Genomic DNA, 21,505 nt, shown 5'->3' with positions numbered 1-21,505 from the left:
ATCGGCTTCATGATCGATCCTGCCTCCGTGGTGGACCGCCAACTGGCCGCGTACAACGAGCACGACCTGGACGCGTTCCTGGCGACCTACGCCGAGGACGTCCGCCTCTCGATGAGCGAGGGGCGCACGGTGCGGGGGCGCGACCAGCTGCGGGGGCTCTACGAGGAGCAGTTCGCGCAGCGACTCTGCCGCGCCGAGGTGGTCGGCAGGCTGGTCGAGCGCGGGTGGGTGGTGGACCACGAGGTGGCGCACGGGCTCGGCGGCGAACCGCACCGCGTGCTGGTCGCCTACCGCGTTCGCGAAGGGCTGATCGACCGCGTGCGGTTCTTAAGCTAGGTTCGGCCCCGCGAAACTGTCCAATGTGGACACAAGTCTTCCCGGTCCGACCGGCTGTTCCGGATGCTGGACGAGCGCGGCGTGCGGACTCCGCCCGTTCTGGTGAACGAGAACACTCTGATGGCCCTGCTGGCGAAGGTGGCGCGCGACGCCCGTCGGAGGGGTCTCCCGCCCGTCGCCTGGGCTGTCGAGCCCGCGACCCCGATTCTCTAGGCAGCTCCGGCCGCCACGTGGGGTGACCTCCGGCGGTCGCTCGTTCGGGCAGCACATCGCCTGCCTGGCCGATGCCCCCGCGTTGAGCCGAATGCGAGGGTCGAACGCGTCAGGCTGGCCGTCCGGAGAGATCCCGAAGAGAGCAGGCGCGCACCATGCAGCAGCAGTCCTTCACGCTGCCCGAGTTCTACGTGCCGTACCCAGCCAGGATCAACCCGCACCTGGAGCGGACGCGGCGGCACAGCGCGGCGTGGGCGGAGCGGATGGGCATGCTCGACTCCAGGACGCCCGACGGCGGACTGGTGTGGACGGCCGAGCAGCTCGCCAAGATGGACTACGGCCTGATGTGCGCCTACACGCACCCGGACTGCGACGGCGACGTCCTCGACGTGATCACCGACTGGTACGTGTGGGTGTTCTTCTTCGACGACCACTTCCTGGAGGAGTTCAAGTACTCGCGGGATGTCAAGGGCGGCCAGAAGTACTTGGCCCGCTTGGAGAAGTTCATGACGCTGCCCGGCGAGGTGGCGCCAGAGGTGACCAACCCGGCCGAGGCGGGGCTGAAGGACCTGTGGGAGCGCACGGTTCCGTCGATGACGGTGGAGTGGCGCAAGCGGTTCATCACCAGCACGCACAACCTGATGGTCGAATCCATTTGGGAGACCAAGAACATCGAGCTCGGCCGGATCGCCAATCCGATCGAGTACATCCAGATGCGGCGCCGGGTCGGCGGCGCGCCGTGGTCGGCGAACCTGGTCGAGTACGCGGTGGGCGCCGAGGTACCGGACAAGGTCGCGTTCAGCCGCCCGCTCGAAGTCCTGCGCGACACCTTCTCCGACGCGGTGCACCTGCGCAACGACCTGTTCTCCTACCAGCGCGAAGTTGAAGAGGAGGGCGAGAACTCCAACGCGGTCCTGGTGTTCGAGCGCTTCCTGGGCAACACCACGCAGGAGTCGGCCGAGATGGTCAACGACCTGCTGACCTCGCGGCTGCGCCAGTTCGAGAACACCGCCCTCGTCGAAGTTCCCGCACTGGCCGCCCAGCACGGCCTGCTGCCGCACGAGCAGCTCGCGATCGGCGCCTACGTCAAGGGATTGCAGGACTGGCAGTCCGGCGGCCACGAGTGGCACGCGCGCTCCAGCCGCTACATGAACCAGGAGATGGACGCCGCCGAGCCGCCGAGCCCGTTGCTGGCGGGCCCGGTCGGGCTCGGCACCTCCGCCGCGCGGTTGGAGTTCCGGCCAGGTGTGCGCAAGGCGATCCGCGAGCACACCTACGTTCCCGAGCGCCCGATCGGCCACCTGCCCATCCCCGAGCTGCACATGCCTTTCGGGATTCGCACCAGCCCGCACATCGACGCCTCGCGCGAGCACACCATCGAGTGGCAGCGCGCGATGGGTTTCTACGACGCGGTTCCCGGCGTCGAAGGAGGCGGTGTGTGGAGCGAGCACCGCGGGCGCGGCATCGACCTCGCGCACTGCGCCGCGATGATCCACGCCGACGCCACGCTGGAGGAGCTGAACCTCTCCTCGGACTGGCTGGCGTGGGGGACCTACGGCGACGACTACTTCCCGCTGGTCTTCGGCATCGCACGCGACAAGGTGAAGGCGCGGGCCTGCGCGGAGCGGCTGAAGCAGTTCATGCCGTTGCAGGGCGCGGCCCCACAACCCTTGGGCCCCATGGAACTCGGGCTCGCCGACCTGTGGGAGCGCACGGCCGGGCCGCTGACGCCCGCCGGGCGCGCGGTGTTCCGCAAGGCCGTCGACGACATGCTCGACAGCTGGGTCTGGGAGGTGGACAACCAGGCGCAGAACAGGATTCCCGACCCGATCGACTACGTGGAGATGCGGCGCAGGACCTTCGGCTCCGACCTGACGATCGCGCTGGCCAGGGTGAAGACGCTGGGCGCGGTGCTCGACAGCCTCTACCAGACGCGGACGCTGCACGAGCTGGTCACCGCGGCGATGGACTACGGCATGTTCACCAACGATCTCTTCTCCTACCAGAAGGAAGTGGAGTTCGAGGGCGAGGTGCACAACATGGTCGTGGTCGTGGAGAACTTCCTCGGCACCGACCGGCTCACCGCGCGTGACATCGTCGCCGGGCTGATGAACGCGCGCATGCGGCAGTTCGAGCACATCGTGGCCAACGACCTTGAGGACCTCTTCGAGGAGTTCGACCTCGACAAGCGGACCCGCGCGGTGGTGACGCGGCAGGTGGAGGACCTCAAGGAGTGGATGTCGGGCATCCTGGAATGGCACCTGAAGTGCGTGCGCTACCAGGACGCCGAATTGCGCTCGATGTACGGGACCAAGGAGATCGAGAGGGTTTTCTCTTTCCTGCCACAGGGTCTGGGCACGTCGGCAGCGCGGTTGTCAAAGAGCGGAACCCGGTAGCGCGACGCCGGTGTCCTCGCTGACCGAGCGCAGCGCGGTGATCGTCGGGTGCCCCCGGGCGAGCAGCGCGGCGTCGGTGTCGGGTTCCGGCTTCGCGTCGTCGACGTTGACAGCCACGACTTCCAGGCTGTTGTCGTCCAAGCGCTCCACGCGGCTCTGCACGGTGCCGTAGCGGGCGAGCCGGGCATGGCGCAGCGGAGGCATCTTCTCCGGCGCCACGTTCGGCACGTTCACGTTGAGCACGGTGCCCGACGGGGAGTTCCGCAGCACTCCGATCGCGTGCTCGACGATCTCCGCCGCCGCGTCCCACCGGGGTTCGGCGGTGCCGTTGAGGCCGACGTCGAGGGACACCGCTAGGCCGTTCAGGTCGTTGACGGCTGCCGTCAAGGTCGCGCCGACCGTGCCGGAGTGCAGCACGGCCCGGCCGACGTTGGCGCCGCGGTTGATCCCGGAGAGCACGAGGTCCGGAGTGACGCCGAACGCGCCCTGAGCGGCTACGAGCGCGATCAGTCCGGGGTGACCGGCCACCGCGTAAGCGGGGACGTCTGGCAGGCCCGGGATCTCCTTGCGCGCCACGGCGATCCGGCGGTCGTCCTTCGCCGCGGTCAGCCCCGCGCTGGTGCCGCTGGACTCCTCGGCGGGGGCCGCGACCACCACTGAGAGTCCACTGTGGACGGCCATTGCGGCGAGCGCGGCCAGTCCGGGGGAGTCGATGCCGTCATCGTTGGTGATCAACGCGATCATGAGTGACTTCCTCGCAGGGGGCGGAGTTCCACGCGCTCGGCCAGGGTGCGGATGGCGTCGCCGCCTCCGGTGCCAAGACCGCGCCGGGTGATGTTGAGCGCCCCGGCCGCCGCGCCGACGCGCAACGCCTCGCGCAACGGCTCACCCTTGGCGAGGCAGGCCGCGACGCCCGCCGTCATCGAGTCGCCGCCGCCGCGCGTGTCCACCGGGCTCAGGTCCGGGACGTGCAGGGTGAGCAGCTCGTCCTCGATCAGCGCCAGCGCGGGCTCGGCGGCGCGCGAGACCACGACGGCTTCCGGGCCGCACTTGGCGATCTCCCTGATCGCGGGGATCAGGTCGGCCAGGTCGCCGCTGGCCGCGCGGCCGTCGTCGATCAGCTCCTCGTGGCTGACCTTCACGAAGGACGGCCCGCCGTCGAGCACCTCCACCAGGCGCTGCCCCGCGAGGTCGGCCAGCACGCGGCACCCGTTGACCGTCAGGTCCTCGGTGAGCCTGCGGTAGAGCGAGTGCGGCAGCACGCGGTCGTTGCTCGGCCCGCTGAGCAGCGCGATCCCGGCGTCCAGCGCGTGCGTCAGGGTCAGCTCGTAGAGGTCGTCGAGGTCGTGGCGGGACAGCTCACCGGCCGGCATTTCCACGAGCTCGTCCCGGCTTCCGTCGCGGCGGTCGTGGACGTAGGCGCCGTTGCGGGCGTCCACGTGCAGCAGCTGCGTCTCGATCGCGGGGTCGTCGACCAGGTGCTGCAACACATGTCCGGTCTCGCCGCCGACCGTTCCGCACAGCACCACGCCCACGCCCAGCGAGGTGATCATGCGCGCCTGCCAGACGCCCTGCCCGCCCGGGTGCACATGGATATCGGGCTCCCCGTTGAGGTCCTCGACGGTCACCGTCAGCTGAGGAGAGGGCGCGAAGACCACGACGCGTCCGTTATGTCCGCTCACGTCCCGTGCTTTCCCCGCCGAGCGTCATTCCATGCCCGACACCCGCAACGTGATGTTGAGGCGCCCGCCGCCGCGCAGACCGATCTCCGGCCCGGTGCCCGGGAACGTCCTGGTGACGCCGTGGAAGGCCAGCCGCGACGGCCCGCCGAAGACGAAGAGGTCGCCGGAGTGCAGTTCGACGTCCGTCCACGGGCGCCCACGGTTGTCGGTGTTGCCGAAGCGGAAGACGCACGTGTCACCGAGGCTCAGCGAGACCACGGGCTCCGCGCTGCGCTCGTCCGCGTCGCGGTGCATGCCCATCCGCGCTCCGGCGTCGTAGTAGTTGACCAGCGCGATGTCCGGCCGGTAGCCCGCGCCCGCCGCTCTGCGCCCCAGTTCGCCCAGCCAGTCCGGGAACGGCTTCACCGGCTCGCCGTGCTCGGTGTGGCGTTCGTACTTGTAAGGCGTCCAGTGCCACCCGAGGCACACCGAGCGCACCGACATCACCGAGCCGTTCGGCATCGTCGTCGCGCGCAGTCCCGCCGGCGGGCGCGACCACTCGCGGCAGGCTTCCACCAGGCGCGCCTGCTCGTCCGGGCTCAGCCAGTCCGGCACGTGCACCGCGCCCGGCGCGATCTCCGCGCGCTCGCGGGGGAACAGGGCCATGGGACCATAATGGGCTCATGCCGAAGATCGAGTTGAGCGAGGGCGGCACCGCCTTCTGGACCGAACGCCACCTCTGCACGCTGAGCACGATCCGCAAGGACGGCACCCCGCACGTCGTGCCCGTCGGCGTCACCCTCGACGCAGAGGCAGGCATCGCGCGCGTGATCACCTTCTCCCACTCGCAGAAGGTCCGGCACGTGCGCGCCGCCGGGCCCGACGGTGCCACCGTCGCCGTGTGCCAGGTCGACGGCGGCCGCTGGTCGACGCTGGAAGGCCGCGCCGTGGTCCGCGAGGACGCCGCTTCCGTCGCCGACGCCGAGGCCCGCTACGCCGCGCGCTACCGCACCCCCAAGCCCAACCCCGCGCGCGTCGTCATCGAGATCACCATCACCCGCACCTTGGGCAACGTCTGACCCCCACACCGCGCCGCACTCCGCCACGGCTTAAGCCCTGAACGGGTCGTTTGGTGCGTTGAGCGCGCTGAACGGGTCGTTTGGTGCGCTCAACTCCCCGAACGGGTCGTTTGGTGCGCTCAACTCCCCGAACGGGTCGTTTGGTGCGTTGGAGGAGCTGAACGGGTCGTTTGGTGCGGTTCCAAGTACCCGAAGGGGTCGTTCAGGGTTCTCAACGCGCCGAACGCGGCATTGGGTGGGGGGCGCGGCGGGGCGCGGCAGCGAGGCGGGGGCGTTGGAGTGTCAGCCGTAGAGGTGGGGGTGGACGACGGGGTCGTGTTCGAGTACGTGGTCCACGACGGCCCAGAAGTCGGTGATCCACGGGTGCGCCAAGGCTTCCTCGCGGCTCAGCGTACGGCCGTGCAGTGGACCGGCACTGCCGTCGAGGCACGCCTGCACGGCGGTCGCGGCCGGAGCGGGGGAGTCCTCGACGGCGCCGACGCGGCAGCCGAAGGTCACGTGGTCGGAGTGGTTCTCGCCGCCCCAACTGCCCAGGATCACGTCGATCCACGTCTCGTGGCCCTGGCCGCCGTGGTTGTAGCTGTTGGCGAAGTACACGGCGTGCGGGGACCCGTCGCGGAGCACGAAGTTCCACGTCCGCTGGGCGGGCGCGGCGCAGCAGCCACAGGTGAATTCGCGGACCTGGTGCTCGTCGGCGTTGGTGGAGAGCGACATGCGCAGAGCCTATGTGCCGCACGCGTCCGGGTTGGCAGGTCTTCAAGACCAGCTAACCCCCGCCCCGGCAGTCTTCAACGACGGCAAACCCTCCGGCGCCTCGAAGTAGGAGGCGGTCAACGGTGATCAAAACGGGGGTTTGGTGGTCTTGAAGACACCCCAACCCCGGGGCGGACGGGTGGGAAGGGGTGGTTCTGGGTAAGCCGGGGTGATGCCGGGAAAGAACATGCCGTCGGAGGTCTCGGGGAAGCCCTCGGTCTTCGACAGGTTCGCAACGCACGCGAGCGAGTTCGTCTCCCGTGCCTGGTTCTTCGTGATGTGCGTGCTGCTCGTGGTGATCTGGGCGCCGTCGTACTTCCTGCTGGAGAGCGCGGACACCTGGCAGCTGATCATCAACACGATGACCACGATCGTCACGTTCCTGTTGGTGGCGCTGCTGCAGAACACGCAGAAGCGCTCCGACGACGCCTTGCAGCAGAAGCTCAACGCGCTCGCGGACGGGCTCTCCGACATCATGGGTCACCTCGCGAAGGACAACCCGGACCTGGAGCACGACCGCAAGGAACTGCGCGAGGCGGTCGGCCTCGAAGACCGCGAGAACACTAGGTGAGCCAGGCCTTCGCGGCCTGGAGGACCTGGTCGTGGCGCGGGGTCGGCTCCACCGAGGCCGAGGCGGAGGCGGAGAGCTGCTCGCGCAGGATGTCGGCGTGCCCGGCGTGCTGGCTGGTCTCGGCGACCCGGTGCAGGAGCACGTCGAACAGGGTCACGTTCGGGCGCGGCCACCACGGCACGTGCCCGGGGGAGTCGAGTCGCAGCTCGGCGATCGTCGCGTCGGCGTGGGCCCACACGCGCTGGTAGAGCGAAACGATCTCCGAGCGGGTCTCGTGCTCGGCGGCCCAGAAGTCCGTGCCACGCAAGGACTCGTCGTCCCAACGGGGCAGCGGCTCGGGGAATGGGCGCGCGAAGACCTCGCCGAGGTAGCGGGACTCCCAGGTCGCGAGGTGCTTGACGAGGCCGAGCAGATTGGTGCCGGTGAGGGTCAGCGGACGCCGGGCGTCGTACTCGGAGAGCCCGTCCAGCTTGGCGACCACGGTCTGCCGGGCGTCCTGCAACGTGTCGAGCATTTCGGACTTCATGTGCTCCTCGATCATCGCGCCAGCCTTTCACGTGGCCGTTGACGCGGAACGCGAAGCGTTGCTACAACTGTGCGAGAGCGCTCTCACATCGAGCCCCGCCGCCGCTCGTCGACCACGCTCAAAGGAGAGCTGTTCATGGGCTATCGCAGCGGGCTGAGACCTGCCTTGGTTGCCGCCGTAGTGCTCCTCGCGACCGTGACCCCCGTCCTCCCCGCCTCGGCGGAGCCGGTGGGCGCGGGCAGTTACACGACGTCGTTGCCGGCGGGCGCGGCGCTGCCGACCGCGTGCTCTGACCTGGCGACCAACCCGAGGCGCCACCTCACCGCGAACGCGCCCGCGGGGGCGGTGCCGACGAACGACTGGTGGTCCTCGCTGGTCTACAAGCGCACCGAGTGCGCGTTCTCGGACAACCTGATGGCGCACCCCTTCTCCTTCGACACCGTGGCGGGCGGCCTCGGCGTCGACTACGCGACCACGCCGACGATCACCGGAACGGCCACCGGTGTCGGCGAGTACCACTACCAGTACGGCGCGGACTTCACGCTCGGCGTGACCGGCCTGAACGCGCCGGAGGCGAAGGTCGACGGCTGGACGGACTGGACGGTCAGCCCGTTCTGGTCCGACGGAGCCCGCACGCTGCGCGCCACGATCGGCCACGGGTCCCCCTTCGTCTACGCGAAGGTCACCGGCGGCGACGCCAGACTGAGCTTCTCGGCGGCGCCGAACGTGTGGCAGAACAACGGTTCCCGCATCGGCTTCTCCGTCGACGGCCACGACTACGTCGCGTACGCGCCGAGTGGAGCGACGTGGAACGTGGGCGGCAACGCGATCACATCTTCCTTGGCGGGCAAGGGATTCTTCTCCGTAGCGGTCCTGCCCGGCGGCTCCGACCGCGTGGCGCTGGCCAACTCCTACGGTGCTTACGCGCACGCGCACATCACGGGAACGCGCGTGTCGTGGAACTACGACCAAGCCGCCAGCGCGGTGCGCGCGACCTACGCCTTCACCACCCAGGCGCTTGAGGGCTCGGCGACCGGGACCGTGGTTTCCCTGTACCCGCACCAGTGGCAGAACCTCAGCGGCGGCGGCACCCCGATCGCGAACACCTACATCTCGCCGCGCGGGCCGATGAAGACGATCGTCGGCACCTCGTCGTTCACCACGAGCACGCGCTACAACGGAGTTCTGCCGGAGTTGCCCTCGGTGGCCATGACGGGCGGAGACCTCACCACTCTCAACGGCTTCCTCGACCAGGCCGCGCAGGGCGACCCGTTCGCCGGGTTCAACAACGACACCTACTGGACGGGCAAGGCGGTCGGGCGCGCGGCGCGGATCGCGGAGATCGCCGACCAGGTCAACCGGACCGACGTCCGCGACAAGATGCTGAACGCGATCAGGGCTCGCCTGACGGACTGGTTCACCGCGTCGCCGGGCAAGTCGGAGCGCGTCTTCTACTACGACCGCAACTGGGGAACGCTGATCGGCTATCCGGCCTCCTACGGCTCGGACACCGACCTCAACGACCACCACTTCCACTACGGCTACTACATCGCCGCCGCCGCGACCCTGGCGAAGTTCGACCGCAACTGGGCGGCGGGCGGCCAGTACGGCGGCATGGTGGACCTGCTGATCCGCGACGCCAACAACTACGACCGCAACGACACGAGGTTCCCGTTCCTGCGGGACTTCGACATCTTCGCCGGGCACGACTGGGCCGCCGGGCACGGGGCCTTCTTCGCGGGCAACAACCAGGAGTCCTCGTCGGAGGGCATGAACTTCGCCAACGCGCTGATCCAATGGGGCCAGGTCACCGGCAACAACGCCGTGCGCGACGCTGGCCTCTACATCTACACGACGCAGGCGAGCGCGATCCAGAACTACTGGTTCGACCCGCAGGACCAGGCCTTCCCGCAGGGCTTCGAGCACTCCACCGTCGGCATGGTGTGGGGTGACGGCGGCGCCTACTCGACCTGGTTCACCGCCGAGCCGGAGAAGATCCACGGCATCAACATGCTGCCGATCACCGGCGGTTCCCTGTACCTGGGCCACAACCCGAGCTACATCGACCGCAACGTGGCGGAGATCGTCCGCAACAGCGGCAGCCAGCCGAAGGTGTGGCAGGACATCATCTGGTCCTTCCAAGCACTGTCCAAACCGGACGAAGCCCTGAACTCCTTCCGCAGCACCAACTACACGCCCGAGGAGGGGGAGAGCCGCGCGCACACCTTCCACTGGCTGCGCAACCTCAGCGCGCTCGGGCAGGTCGACACCAGCATCACCGCGAACCACCCGCTGCACGCCGTGTTCTCCAAGGGCGGCACCAAGACCTACGTCGCCAGCAACCTCGGCACTTCGCCGATCACCGTGACCTTCTCCAACGGCACCACCCTGAACGTGCCTGCGGGCAAGACCGTGACGACCGGGGGCGGCGGCACCGTCGACCCCGTTCCGACTCCGACCACCCTGCACGTGACGAGCCCGGACAAGCTCTCCGTCACCAGCGGTTCCGGTGCCCTGAACGACGCCGTGAGCAGCGCCGGAGGACGCAACTTCGACGGCGTGCCGACCAACGCTCGCGCCTACACCACGTGCGGGATCAGCGGAACCGTCGATCCGGCCAAGCAGACGCAGTTCTCGCTGAACGTGGACTCCGGGACCGGAGTCGGCAACGGCGTGCAGGCGCGGATCTCCTACGACCCCAACGGTTCTGGGAACTACACGCGCACGGAGACCTATCGCTACTTCGCCACCGACCCGGTGAACGGATGGGAGAACTACACGCAGGCGTCCGGAATCCAAGCGCAGTCGGGCACGCTCACCAACCTCTCCAACGGATGCGTGAAGTTGGAGATCTGGAGCGCGATCGGCAGCGGTAACACCTCGCTGCGCGCCAGCGCGACGGCGGGGGAGGGTCGACAGTCCACAGTGGTCATTCCGCTCACAGGGCGGTGATCAGCTCTGTGCACCGCTGAGCGGAGGCGAGCGCGTCGGGATCTCCCTTGCGCGCGAACGTGTCCACGGCGGTGTCCGCGAACTTGATCACGTGCGAGTCACCGGTCGCGACGGCCCGCTCAAGTACCTCGTCAAGCGCAAGATCCGTTTCCGGAGCAACGATCGCCGGACGGGAAGGCGCGTAGACCGAGGTGACGGCGGCCGTCGCGATCCACGCCGCGCACAGGCTCGGCACCCACAGCTTCTCCGGCAGCGCGGGAAGCGTGCGCAGGATCGCGTTCGGCGCGGTCGCCCCGTGCACCGACATCACCGCCGAGCCGTGCCCGTGCGTGCGGTAGCGCAGCACGGCGACGTCCACCAGATCGGCGAGCACGTCGTGCGCGTGCGCGGAGTTCGCAGGGCAGCGCAGCGCGGCGAGCGACTCCGGCCAACCCGTGAGAAAGGCGAGCCGCGCAAGGCGTTTCTGGAACCCAGAACTCGGCTCGGGCAGCAGGGGAACGCCGAGCAGGGCTTCGCGCGGTGACAACGAGCCCTCCGGGCAGGCCGCGCCCGGCACCGGTTCCCACCGCGCGGCCCAGTACCCGAGCCCGTGTGCCAGCTCGTCCAGCCGGGGCGCGGTCGGTGAACCCTCCAGCAGCACGCGCACGGCGTGACCGACCCTGATCACGCCGTGCGTCGCGCCCGCGGCGACCCCGGGGAGCAACCGGGGCCACCACGTGCCGAGCACCGCGCGCCAGGGCCGTTCGGCCAGCTCCACCCGGAAATGCGCGATCCAGTCGCCGATCCGGCGCTCGTCACCCATCGCCTCCAGCCATTCGGAACCGATTCGGCAGGAGGCGGGCGGCAGCTCGTGCAGCCGTTCGCAGTAGGAGTCCACCCAGCGGTGCACCAGATCCGGCCGCCCGGCGCGGACCATGGCCTCCACCGTCATCGGGGCGTGGTTGGACAACCACCCCGCGAACTCCGGGCCGGTTCGGTGAAGGCGCTGGTACGCCTCGTCGAGCACGCCGGTGCGATCGGGCATGAGGGGGCTCCAGACGGGTCGGGGAGGGGCCTCCAGTCTCGAACCTCCAGCAAACTGGAGGTCAAGTCGTCGGCTACGGCAGCGTCACGAGTGCGTCGCGAACAGCCAGCCAAATCCCCGCACGCCGGGCGGACCAGCGAGAACGCACGTAGCGTTGCCACTTTCCCCGGACGTGAGGTGACGTGGTGGAGTACTTCGTGGTCACCGTCGACGGCGCTCAGCAGATCGCCGAGAGCGGTGAGCTGATGCGCGAGTGGCACGGACATCAGCTCTACGAACTTCTGGTCTACGCGGGCTACCCGCTGACCCGCAGCGACTCCGAGCTGGACGGCAGCGAGGTCGGCGGCTGCGCGGACTGGTTCGACCTCGCGGTGGACGCGGCGACCGGCGCGGTGGTCGCGCACACCCACGGGGCGGAACCGAAGACGCACGCGATGGGCGAGGCCGGGCGCGTCCTCGTCGAGTGGTACCTGCGCGAGGTCGACACCTGCTGAGGGCTCAGTTCTCCCTGCTGTCCAAGGAAAGCGCGCGCTTCGCCCGCTCCAGCGACTCCTCCGACGCGGGCTGGCCCGGGTTCTCCGTGGCCAACGCCTGGTTGAGCTGGGCGAACGGCCGCATCCGCGCTTCGTAGGCCGCGAAGCCCTCCGCGTGCCGGCCGCCCGCGCGCTCCAGTTCCTCGGCGAGCACGTACGCGCCGACCAGCGCCAGGCTCGTGCCCTGCCCGGACAACGGCGACGCGCAGTAGCCCGCGTCGCCGACGAGGGTGACCCGGCCCGCCGACCACGTGTCCATGTGGATCTGCGCCATCGCGTCGAAGTAGAAGTCCTCCGCCGCCCACATCGCCTCGACCAGGCGCGGGGTCTCCCACGCCAGCCCTTCGAGATCCTCCGCCAGCATCCTGCGGTGCGCGTCGTTGTCGCGGCGGTCGTGCGGAAGCGAGTCGGCCTTGATACCGAGCGTCACGCGCAGTTCTTTGTTGTCCCGCACGGGATAGACGGCGTAGCCGACGTTGCCTTCGTTCACCCACACCTGCCAGTTGTCCAGGCCGATGAAGTTCTCCGCGCTGAACACCGCGAGGTAGGTGCCGAGGTGCCGGACGAACTGGCTCTCCGGTCCGAAGGCGAGCGCGCGCACTCCGGAGTGCAGGCCGTCCGCGCCCACGATCACGTCGAACGTGCGCGGCGGCGCGTTCTCGAACGTCACCGTGACACCTCCGACGCCGTCGGTGATCGCGGTGATGGTGTCGCCGAAGAGGTACTCGACAGTGCCGATGCTCGACCCCGCGAGCGGGTCTTCGTCGTCCTTGGTCCGCTCGTAGATCATCGCGGTGAGGTCCTCGCGCAGCAGCTCGATGTCGTCGCTGTCGAAGCGGCCGCTGCTCAGCGCCATCTCGGTGGAGCGCATGATCTCGTTGCCCTTGCCGTCGAGCATCTCCATGCCGCGCATGGTCGTGCGCAGCTCGCGCGCCCGCTCCAGCAGCCCCATGCGGTCGAGTACGTCCAGCGCCACGCCGCGCACGTCGATCGCCTGCCCGCCCGGACGGGGCGCCGGGGCGCGCTCCACGACGGTCACCTCGAAGCCCCTGCGGCGCAGCCAGTACGCCAGCGCCGGGCCCGCCACACTTGCTCCGCTGATCAGCACCTTCTGTGTCATAGCGGTAGCGTACGACGTAAATACAGCTGAGCAGAGCCAAGAACGAGCTAATCTGTGCTAGCTCAGCGAGGTTCTGTGCTAGGACAGGGAGCACCATGACCGACAGCCCGCCCTACGCCCGCATCGTCGCGGAGCTGCGCCGCCGCATCGCCGAGGGCGAGCTGGCCCCGGGCGACCGCCTGCCCTCCACCCGGCAGATCGCGATCCGCTGGGGCGTCGCGCTGGCGACCGCGACCAAGGCGCTGAACACGCTCAAGAACGAGGGCTTGATCGTCGCGGAGCCGCGCGTGGGCACGGTGGTCGCCGCCGCCCCGGCAACGCCGCGCCCGCGCCCGCCCGTGGAGCCCGGCGACGAGCTGACCCGCGACAAGATCGTGCGCGCGGCCGTGGAGATCGCCGACGCCGAGGGCCTCGTGGCGGTGTCCATGCGCGGTGTCGCGGCGAAGCTCGGCGTCAGCGCGATGTCGCCCTACCGGCACGTCGACGGCAAGGACGAGCTGGTGCTGCTGATGGTGGACGCCACCTACGGCACGTTGGCGCCACCCGATCCGAAGATCACGAGCTGGCGGGCCCGCGCCGAGGCCGGCTCGCGCGGGCTGTGGGCGCTCTACCGGCGGCACCCGTGGCTCGCGCAGTACACGACGCTGACCCGCCCGGTGATGCTGCCCAACCTCGCCGTGCACGCCGAATGGATGATCACCGCGCTCAGCGCGCCCGGCCGCACGCCGACGCAGGTGATGAACCTGCACGTGCTGCTGTTCAGCTACGTGCAGGGCCTCGCGGTGAACCTGGAGCGCGAGGCGAGCGCGCGGGCCGCGACCGGGCTCACCGAGGAGGAGTGGCTGGAGACGCAGGCCGAGCAGTACCGCTTCTACGTGGAGTCCGGCCGCTTCCCCGCCTTCAGCGGACTCATGCGCTCCTTCGACTCCGACGGCTACGACCTGGACCTGGACCTCATCTTCGAACTCGGTCTGGCCGCCCTCCTGGACGGCATCCGCTAGCCCCTCATCCGCCCCGCTAGCGCCTGTCCTGTTCCGGTCACGGTGTCGCTGGGGAGTTGGGGTGTCTTCAAGACCAGCAAACCCTCCTGTTGATCATCGTTAACCGCCGCAAACCCAGCAGCTTGATGAGGTTTGCCGTCGTTGGAGACCGCTGGGGCGGGGGTTTGTGGGTCTTGAAGACTGCCGAACCCGGTGACCTACAGGACAGGCCCTAGCCCAACGTGCCCGGCTGCGGTCTAGACCTCTGTCGGGGTTGAGCGGGGTGCCGGGGGCTATCGGGCCGTGTGCGCGAGGACGGCAGCGGCGAGTTCGGCGTGGATCTCGGGCGGGAGGGTGTGGCCCATGCCCTCGATCTCCAGGTACTCCGAGCCCGGGATCGCCGCCGCGATCAGCTTGCCGTGGCCGGGTTTCGCGGGTTCCTCGCTGCCCTCCACGACCAGTGTGGGCACGGTGATCTCGCCGAGCCGGCCAACGGGCTCGAAGTCCGGGTCGGCCGCCCACGCCTTCTGGTGGTTGGCCACGGTCGCCGGATCGCGGTCCCGCTCGCGCAGCCGCTCCTCCACCTCCCGCTGCGCGTCGGCGTCGAAGGGCAGCACCGTGCCGTGCAGCATCCGCGCCACGTCGACCGCGAAGTCCTCCCCGGGCGGCGAGGTGAGCACCCGCACGAACTCCGGCTTCGGCTCGGGCAAGCTCCCCGGGGGTTGCGGCTGCCCGCTCAGCGCCCGCATCACCACCACGCCCTCGCCGCCGCCGAGCGGGGAGGACCCGATCGCGGTCAGGCTGGCGATGCGCGAAGGGTGCTCCAGCGCGATCCACTGGCCGAGCAGCCCACCAGCGGAGTGCCCGACCAGGTGCGCCCGCTCGATGCCGAGCGCGTCCAGCACGCCGAGAACGTCGTCCTTGATCGCGGCCCAGGTGTAGGGCCGCTCCTCGAAGTTCAGCGCGCTGGAGCGGCCGGTGTCGCGGTGGTCGTACCGGATGACACGGCGCCCACCTGCGGCGATCCGCCCCACCAGCTCGTCCGGCCACAGGTGGCCCTGGGACATCGACCCCATGACGAGCAGCACGGCAGGATGGGTCGGGTCGCCGAACTCCTCGACCCACAGTTCCACGTCGTTGACCTCGATGATTGGCATGCCACCAACTCTCGTCGCCGTGGTACCCGGTGCCATCCGTAGGACCACTGGTGATTACTGGGCCAGTAGCCGCGCGAGTTCTGTGCGGGAGCTGACACCGAGCTTCGGATAGATCTTGTACAGGTGGTACTCGACCGTGCGCGGGCTGAGGAAGAGCCGCTCGGCGACGTCCTTGTTCGACACGCCCTCGGCCACGAGCTGGGCGATCCGCAGCTCCTGCGGGGTCAGCACCGACGGCTCGGCCAGCTCCCGCGACTCGCCCGCCGCGCGCAGCTCGCCCAGCGCGCGCCGCTCCCACGGCCGTGCGCCGAGCCTGCCGAAGACCTCCGCCGCGGCTCGCAGGTGCGGCCGGGCCTCGCTGACCTTGCGGTCCCGCCGCAGCCGCTCGCCCAGCAGCAACGCGGTCCGCGCGCGCTCGTAGTCGGAGTCGGTCTCCAACGCCTGTTCGAGCAGCGGCACCGCGTCGTCCTCGACCAGCGCGCGGCAGCGGGCGACCAGCGCTCGGGCTCGCGCGGTCGTCGCGTTCACCGACCACTGCGTGATGAACTCGACGCTTTCCCTTGCCACGTCGAGGTTTCCGGTCGCCACGGCGGCTTCGACGCGGTCGGCCGTCGAGCCCCAGACCGCGATCGGATGCCCCGCGCCCGGCCCCGCCGTGGTCATCGCGGAGAGCCGCTCGTGCGCCTCCTGGAAGCGGCCCGCGCCGAGGTCGAGCAGCGCCAGCGCGTAGTGCGCGACGCCCACGCGCAGGCCGACGCGGTGGGGGATCGCGATCGCCAGCGCCTCGTTCGCGAAGCCCCGGCAGTCGTCCTCGCGGCCCTGGATCGCCGCGACCATCGCGAGGTTGGCCAGGTGCGCCGCCGCGCAGTTGACGTATCCGGCCTCCTTGGCCAGCGCCAGGCCTTCTTCGGAGAGCGCGGCGCTGTGCGCGAGGTTGCCGTTCATCCGCTCAGCGGTCGCGGCGAACTCCAGCACCACGGGCAGCGTGCCCACCATTCCCGACACGCGCGCCACCCGCCCGGCCCGCGCGGCGAAGTCGGCCGCCGCGTCGCCCTCGCCAAGGTGGCTCGCCGCCGCTGCCGCCCAGAGCAGCTCGCTCGCGTCCTCCTTCGGCTTCGCGTTGCGCAGGATCGCCGTTCCCTTGGCGGTGTCCCCGGCTTGCAGTGCGGCCGTTCCGACGAGCACGTCGCGGAGGAAGCTGGGTTCCAGGTGCTCAGCCCGCCTGCCCGCTTCGATCGCCACGGCGGTGTCCCCGACGTAGGAGGCGGCTTCAGCGGCGTCCGCGAGCAGCTCTATCCGGTCGCCCGCCGCGTCCAGGAAGATCCGCATCGCCTCGGCCGCGTCCCCGGAGTTCAGCTCGAACCGCCCGCGAAGCTGCTCCAGCTCCGGCGTGTCGTTCAAGGCCTTCGCTCTGGCCAGCAGGCTCCGCGCCTGCCCAGGTTTTCCGCCCAACCAAGCCGATTCCGCCGCCGCCGTGAGGCGTTCTGCCTGTCGTGGGGTGTCTGGCGTGAGCGCTGCGGCGCGGGCCAGTACGTTCGCCGCGTCGGCGTACCCGCCGCGTTCTCGCGCCCTCCGCGCCGAGTCCGTCAGCGCTTGTGCGACGGCTTCGTCCGGGCCGAGCGCGGCTTCCGCCTGGTGGTGCGCTCGGCGGTCCGCGTCGTCGACGGCTTCGGCGAGCTTTTCGTGCACCTGGCGCCTTTGCGTCGACGTGGCCGCTGTTGTCGACGCTGAACGGATGAGGGGATGGCGAAAGCGGATCGTCGCGCCATCAAGGGTGATGAGCCCGCTCTCTTCGGCTGCTTGGAGCGCCGTCGCGCCTGCGCGCAGCACGACGCCGAGGTCGCCACGGCCTTCGAGCGCCGCGATCAGCAACGCGTGCCTCGCGTCCTCCGGCAGGCGCGCGACCTGCTCCCCGAAGACGTCGCCCACCGGGAGGGGATCGGGCAAGGGCGCCGCTCCCGACAGCTGGTCCGGTGTCAACAGCTCAGCGACCTCGCGCAGTGCGAGCGGATTTCCGTTGGTGAGCCTGGTGATCTCGGCGATCGGCGCCGCCTCCGGCAGCAGCTTCGCGGCGCTCTCCTCGTCGAGCCCGTTGAGCCGGAGCTGCCGAACTCCGCGCAGCGCGTGCCGGACCTCCGCCGTGTCTCGCGCCGCGATGAGCAGGCGGACCTTCTCCCCGCGCAGGCGGCGTGCCGCGAAGAGCAACGCGTCCGCCGATGCTTGGTCGAGCCACTGGAAGTCGTCGACCACGCACAGCAGGCCGTCCGGCTCAGCCGCTTCGATCAGCAACGAGAGCACCGCCGCCGACACCAGGAAGCGGTCCTCCGTCCGCGACTCCGCCAGGCCGAGCGCGGCCTTGATCGCGTCCCGTTGAGCTTCCGGTAGCGCGTCCGCGAGATGTGCCACCGGCCGCAGAAGTTGGTGCAGCGCAGCGAACGCGAGCCCTGACTCCGGCTCGGCGCCCGTCGCCCACAACGCTTTTGGAGCGCTTTCCGTGAGCAAGGCCGACTTGCCCGCGCCGGGTTCGCCGAGCACTGCGAGCGCGCTTTGGTCGCCCTTCAGGAACTCGTCGATCTCGGCCAGTTCCGCTTCGCGTCCGATGAGTGTCATGGCAGCGTGCGTGTCTCCCCGATGGCCAGTGCCCACAGGTCCGCCGGGTCGCGCCCAGCCTCCGCCCACGCCTTCTTGATCAGGCGCAGCGGCTCGTCCATCGGCTCCTTCGTCAGCGCGAACGTGCCCCAGTGCATTGCCGCGAGCCGTTGCGCGCCAACGTCTTCGAGCGCTTTCACGGCTTCTTCGGGGTTGATGTGCACCGGCTTCATGAACCACCGCGGCTCGTAGGCACCGATCGGCAGCATCGCCACGCCGATGCCCGGGTAGCGCTCACCGATCTCCGCGAACCACTTGCCGTAGCCCGAATCGCCCGCGTGGTAGGTCCTCGTGCCGTCCGGCGCCGTGATCACCCAGCCGCCCCACAGCGTCGAGCACGTGTCGAACGGGCCTCGGCGGCTCCAGTGGTGCGCCGGGACGAAGCTGAACTCCAAGCCCGCCACCGTCGTCGACTCCCACCAGTCCAGCTCGGTCACGTTGCGGAACCCGCGCTTGAGGAACCAGGACTTCAGCCCGAGGCCCACCATGATCGGCGTGTCCCTCGGCAGCCGCTTGATCGTCGGCGAGTCCAGGTGGTCGTAGTGGTCGTGGCTGATCACCACCGCGTCGATCTTCGGCAGCTCGCCCCACGCCAGCCCCGGCGGCGTCCGCCTGCGCGCCCCGCCCGGAATCCGCGCCGCCCACACCGGGTCGGTCAGCACCGCGACCCCGTTGAGCCGCACCAGGTAGGTCGAGTGCCCCACCCACGTCCAGCTCGTCTCCGCCGGGGGTAGCCCGTTGCGGGCGATCGGCACCAGGTCCGCGTTCTCCCCGTTCCCGCCGAAACCCCCGTTCTCACGCAGTATCCGGACCAGGTCGCCGATCCTGGGCAGCGGCGAGGTCAGGCGGTTTCGGAAGTTCTGGCGAGGCATGCCGCCAGTCTGCCACCGCGCTACGACAACGGGCGGACGGTGAGGATCTGCTGCGCGTACCCGACCGGCCCGGCGAGGTCGTGCAGCACCGTGCTCGTCACGCCCTGGCCCGTCGGGCCGAACGTCACCGTCGTGTCGAGCCCGGTCCAGCGCCCCTCCGGCCGGCGGTGCAGGTGCACGGTCAGGTCGACGTTCGGGAACATCCACTCGGTCGGCGGCTGCCGCACCGCGATCCCGTTCGCCGTGTCGACCAGCGCGACGTACGAGGCGAGCGCGCTGACCTCCTCTCCCGCGATGAGTTCGTGCGGCGTGGACACCCAGACCGTCGCGCGCCCGGGCTTGGACGGAGCGAGCGGGCGCACGTCCAGGCTGGCGATGTAGCCGCCTGGCCAGACGTCGGTCAGCGGCCAGGTGCTGATCGCGTCCGGGGGAGCGAGCCTTGTCGTGTCTCCGCCCGCCACCGCTGTCGTATCCGTGCAGCTCAGCGCCCATGCGCGCGCTCGCACGACCTCGCGGCCCGCGATCAGCGCCACTGCTTCGACGAGCTCGATCGTGCGGCCCGGGCGGATCGTCTCCACGTGGATCTCGCACTCCTCCAGCGCGAGGCGGCCGAGGATGTCGAAGGAGATCCTGGAGAGGGCGGGGCCTGCGGGCAAGTGCTGCTCGATCGCGTGCGTGATGAGCCCGCCCAGTGGGCTGAAGTGCTGCTCCGCCGGGTCCCACGCGCCGCCCGCGTGCTCGGTCGGCTTGTAGCGGCCCTCGCCGACCAGCTGGAAGTAGCTGCTCATCACTCCAACCTAATCAGCCCGGCCGGGGTCGGCCGGAAACCGCAGCTGTCGAAGTAGAACTCGCGCAGGTGCTCGTCGAAGTCCACGTGCAGCCATTCGCACCCGGCGACCTTGGCGTGCTCGGTCGCCGTGGCGATGAGCTTCGTGCCCACACCGCGCCTCTGCACCTTCTTCGCCGCCAAGGTGTCCAGCACGAACGCGTGCACTCCGCCGTCCCAGGCCACGTTCACGAAGCCCACCAGCTCGCCCCGCTCACGCGCGCACACCCAGCCCAGGCTGTGCCCGTTCACCTGGCCCCACCAGTCGTCATCCCGCAGCCCCCCGCCGAAGCCCTCCGCGTGCAGCCCGTTGACCTCGGCGTTGTCGAACTTCCCACGCCATTCGTAGTTGATCATCCCGCCAGCTCCACAAGCATCTTCGCTGCCACCATCGCCCCGTCGCCTCGAACTCTGCTGGCTACATCTTTCGCTCGGGTACCGAGCGTCAACGCCGTGCCGAGCGCGGCCGTCAGCGACTCGACGGTCGGCCTCCTGCCCTCGTGCGCCACGCCGATGCCCAGCTCAGCGACTCGGCGCGCCCAATGCGGCTGGTCCGCGATCTGCGGCACGATCACCTGCGGCGCTCCCGCCCGCGCCGCCGCCGTCGTCGTGCCCGCGCCGCCGTGGTGCACCACCGCCGCCACCCTCGGGAACAGCGCCTGCTGGTTGACGTCGCCGACCACGAAGCAGTCGTCCATGTCGTCGATCGCGGCCAGCCCCGCCCAACCGCTCGCGAGCACCACGCGGCGACCGTGCGCGCGGCTCACTTCGATGGCCACCTGCGCGATGTCCTTCGGCGCGTGTGCCGCCATGCTGCCCAAGCCCACGTACACCGGCGGCGCGCCCGCTTCGAGGAACGCGTCCAACCCCTCCGGCAGCGCGCGGTCGTCCGGCAAGATCCACGCTCCGGTCTGCACGACGTCGAGGTCTGTCAGGCCCTCCGCCGGGCACAGCGTCGCGTCCGCCGCCAACCACGGCTGATCGGTCAGGACGTGATCGCGGACGTTGTCCACCGGCGGCAGCCCGATCGCTTTGCGGTGCTTGTTGAGCGTCTCCCCGTACAGCCCGTTGACGCGCTCCGCGTCCTGCTGCCACAACACTTTGTGGTCCGTCTCGTCCTCCGATGACGGTGTGCCCGGCCGCCTCCCCGGCCGGAAGTGCTGCGACGGCAATCCGATGATGTGGAAGCACGCCAACACGTACGGGATGCCCAGCTTCTCCGCCACATCCCGCGCTCCGGCTGGCATCAGGCCCGTCGCCACCACCGCGTCGCACCCCTTCGTCGCTTCGCCCAACGTCTCGAAGCGTGCTTTCACCAGCTCCGGCGCCAACCTGAACGCTTCCTGGCTCGTCGGCGGGTTCGGGTTCGCCACCACCGAGCGCACCGTCGGCCCCAGCGGCACCAACTCCACGCCCACGCGGTTGAGCAACTCCGCGAACTCTTCGTCCGGCGGCGCGCACACCCGTGCTTCCGCGCCCAGCCCCCGCAACGCCACCGCCAGCCCCGCCAACGGCTCCACATCCCCGCGCGATCCCCACGTGGTCAACGCAAAACGCACTCTCGATCCCCATTTCCCCAGGTCCTGGCCTCAGGCCGGAGATTCTGCGCCAGCACGGGGGTCTTGCCGCAAGCCCCCCAACCCGCTATACGTTGAAGTGGGGGAAGCGCTCCCTGCACCGCGCCCCCGCTCGCGCAGCGGCTAGGCCGCAACCGGGTTCGCCGGTCTTCAAGTCCCACAAACCCCCCCTCCCAGCGGTCTTCAACGACGGCAAACCCTCCGGCGCGAACCCACGGCTTGACCTGAAGTCGCGTTGAGGTTGTTGGGTGAAGTCAACGACCTCGACGAGATGGTGGTG

20 protein-coding genes are annotated in these 21,505 nt (G+C 69.8%); 7 read left to right on the top strand and 13 right to left on the bottom strand.

From position 1 onward, the window contains the following. The first annotated feature begins 9 nt into the window (after positions 1 to 9). Both ABD798_RS27845 and ABD798_RS27840 read left to right on the top strand, forming a co-directional pair. A complete protein-coding gene (locus ABD798_RS27845) occupies positions 10 to 336 on the top strand; it encodes a nuclear transport factor 2 family protein (protein ID WP_344880916.1) in 327 nt (108 codons plus the stop codon). Positions 337 to 704: 368 nt separating this feature from the next. After that, positions 705 to 2,945 carry a terpene synthase family protein gene (locus tag ABD798_RS27840; RefSeq protein WP_344880913.1) on the top strand — a complete coding sequence of 747 codons (2,241 nt, stop codon included), beginning with the start codon at positions 705 to 707 and terminating at the stop codon, positions 2,943 to 2,945. On the opposite strand, the gene surE is transcribed toward ABD798_RS27840, so the two are convergent. The 3 genes from surE to ABD798_RS27825 are packed head-to-tail and all read right to left on the bottom strand — an operon-like array spanning position 2,925 to position 5,272. Next, positions 2,925 to 3,689: a 5'/3'-nucleotidase SurE gene (gene surE / locus ABD798_RS27835; RefSeq protein ID WP_344880910.1), complete on the bottom strand. Its 765-nt coding sequence runs from the start codon at positions 3,687 to 3,689 to the stop codon at positions 2,925 to 2,927. The two genes, ABD798_RS27840 and surE, sit on opposite strands and share 21 nt — an antisense overlap. Next, positions 3,686 to 4,627, bottom strand: coding sequence for a 1-phosphofructokinase family hexose kinase (locus ABD798_RS27830; RefSeq protein WP_344880907.1), 942 nt, complete (start codon positions 4,625 to 4,627; stop codon positions 3,686 to 3,688). Before ABD798_RS27830 ends, surE begins: the two co-directional genes overlap by 4 nt. A 24-nt stretch (positions 4,628 to 4,651) precedes the next feature. After that, positions 4,652 to 5,272, bottom strand: coding sequence for an alpha-ketoglutarate-dependent dioxygenase AlkB family protein (locus tag ABD798_RS27825; protein ID WP_344880904.1), 621 nt, complete (start codon positions 5,270 to 5,272; stop codon positions 4,652 to 4,654). Between the two features lie 17 nt (positions 5,273 to 5,289). Between ABD798_RS27825 and ABD798_RS27820 the strand changes: the two genes are divergently transcribed. Next, complete coding sequence (locus ABD798_RS27820) at positions 5,290 to 5,685, top strand: PPOX class F420-dependent oxidoreductase (RefSeq protein WP_344880901.1); 396 nt, start codon at positions 5,290 to 5,292, stop codon at positions 5,683 to 5,685. A 282-nt stretch (positions 5,686 to 5,967) separates the two neighbouring features. Here ABD798_RS27820 and ABD798_RS27815 read toward each other — a convergent pair whose 3' ends face one another. Beyond that, positions 5,968 to 6,399 carry a hypothetical protein gene (locus ABD798_RS27815; protein WP_344880898.1) on the bottom strand — a complete coding sequence of 144 codons (432 nt, stop codon included), beginning with the start codon at positions 6,397 to 6,399 and terminating at the stop codon, positions 5,968 to 5,970. Positions 6,400 to 6,610: 211 nt separating this feature from the next. Here ABD798_RS27815 and ABD798_RS27810 point away from each other — a divergent pair, with 211 nt between their 5' ends. Continuing rightward, on the top strand, positions 6,611 to 7,009 hold the full coding sequence (locus ABD798_RS27810) for a low affinity iron permease family protein (RefSeq protein ID WP_344880896.1): 399 nt from the start codon (positions 6,611 to 6,613) through the stop codon (positions 7,007 to 7,009). Here the strand turns inward: ABD798_RS27810 and ABD798_RS27805 are convergent. Next, positions 7,002 to 7,550, bottom strand: a complete 549-nt coding sequence (locus ABD798_RS27805; RefSeq protein WP_344880893.1) for a DinB family protein — start codon at positions 7,548 to 7,550, stop codon at positions 7,002 to 7,004. The genes ABD798_RS27810 and ABD798_RS27805 overlap by 8 nt on opposite strands. Positions 7,551 to 7,604: 54 nt before the next feature. On the opposite strand from ABD798_RS27805, the gene ABD798_RS27800 reads away from it, so the two are divergent. Beyond that, positions 7,605 to 10,487, top strand: coding sequence for a glycosyl hydrolase (locus tag ABD798_RS27800; protein WP_344880890.1), 2,883 nt, complete (start codon positions 7,605 to 7,607; stop codon positions 10,485 to 10,487). Here ABD798_RS27800 and ABD798_RS27795 read toward each other — a convergent pair. Then, complete coding sequence (locus ABD798_RS27795; RefSeq protein WP_344880888.1) at positions 10,474 to 11,511, bottom strand: hypothetical protein; 1,038 nt, start codon at positions 11,509 to 11,511, stop codon at positions 10,474 to 10,476. The two genes, ABD798_RS27800 and ABD798_RS27795, sit on opposite strands and share 14 nt — an antisense overlap. Positions 11,512 to 11,696: 185 nt before the next feature. Between ABD798_RS27795 and ABD798_RS27790 the strand changes: the two genes are divergently transcribed. Beyond that, the gene (locus ABD798_RS27790; protein WP_344880886.1) at positions 11,697 to 12,005 is read left to right on the top strand and encodes a hypothetical protein; all 309 of its coding nucleotides are present in this window, start codon (positions 11,697 to 11,699) and stop codon (positions 12,003 to 12,005) included. Between the two features lie 4 nt (positions 12,006 to 12,009). On the opposite strand, the gene ABD798_RS27785 is transcribed toward ABD798_RS27790, so the two are convergent. Next, positions 12,010 to 13,164: an FAD-dependent monooxygenase gene (locus ABD798_RS27785; protein ID WP_344880883.1), complete on the bottom strand. Its 1,155-nt coding sequence runs from the start codon at positions 13,162 to 13,164 to the stop codon at positions 12,010 to 12,012. 95 nt (positions 13,165 to 13,259) lie between these two features. Here ABD798_RS27785 and ABD798_RS27780 point away from each other — a divergent pair, with 95 nt between their 5' ends. After that, a complete protein-coding gene (locus tag ABD798_RS27780; protein ID WP_344880880.1) occupies positions 13,260 to 14,165 on the top strand; it encodes a GntR family transcriptional regulator in 906 nt (301 codons plus the stop codon). 272 nt (positions 14,166 to 14,437) lie between these two features. On the opposite strand, the gene ABD798_RS27775 is transcribed toward ABD798_RS27780, so the two are convergent. From ABD798_RS27775 to ABD798_RS27750, 6 genes are read right to left on the bottom strand one after another with little or no spacing between them, the layout of a single operon-like run. Continuing rightward, complete coding sequence (locus ABD798_RS27775; protein WP_344880877.1) at positions 14,438 to 15,301, bottom strand: alpha/beta fold hydrolase; 864 nt, start codon at positions 15,299 to 15,301, stop codon at positions 14,438 to 14,440. Between the two features lie 54 nt (positions 15,302 to 15,355). Continuing rightward, a complete protein-coding gene (locus tag ABD798_RS27770; protein ID WP_344880874.1) occupies positions 15,356 to 17,911 on the bottom strand; it encodes a helix-turn-helix transcriptional regulator in 2,556 nt (851 codons plus the stop codon). Beyond that, positions 17,908 to 18,822: an MBL fold metallo-hydrolase gene (locus tag ABD798_RS27765; RefSeq protein WP_344880871.1), complete on the bottom strand. Its 915-nt coding sequence runs from the start codon at positions 18,820 to 18,822 to the stop codon at positions 17,908 to 17,910. The genes ABD798_RS27770 and ABD798_RS27765 overlap by 4 nt, the downstream gene beginning before the upstream one ends. A gap of 20 nt (positions 18,823 to 18,842) precedes the next feature. After that, positions 18,843 to 19,610 (bottom strand): thioesterase family protein, encoded by a 768-nt coding sequence (locus ABD798_RS27760; protein ID WP_344880869.1) that lies wholly within the window; start codon positions 19,608 to 19,610, stop codon positions 18,843 to 18,845. Next, positions 19,610 to 20,005, bottom strand: coding sequence for a GNAT family N-acetyltransferase (locus ABD798_RS27755; RefSeq protein ID WP_344880867.1), 396 nt, complete (start codon positions 20,003 to 20,005; stop codon positions 19,610 to 19,612). The genes ABD798_RS27760 and ABD798_RS27755 overlap by 1 nt, the downstream gene beginning before the upstream one ends. Next, entirely contained in the window at positions 20,002 to 21,207 is a 1,206-nt protein-coding gene (locus ABD798_RS27750) for a glycosyltransferase (protein ID WP_344880864.1), read from the bottom strand. Before ABD798_RS27750 ends, ABD798_RS27755 begins: the two co-directional genes overlap by 4 nt. Positions 21,208 to 21,505 lie beyond the last annotated feature (298 nt).

It is taken from the genome of Allokutzneria multivorans (genome assembly GCF_039537405.1).
GTDB classification, from domain to species: domain Bacteria; phylum Actinomycetota; class Actinomycetes; order Mycobacteriales; family Pseudonocardiaceae; genus Allokutzneria; species Allokutzneria multivorans.
This window is presented reverse-complemented; position numbering and strand designations above follow the sequence as displayed.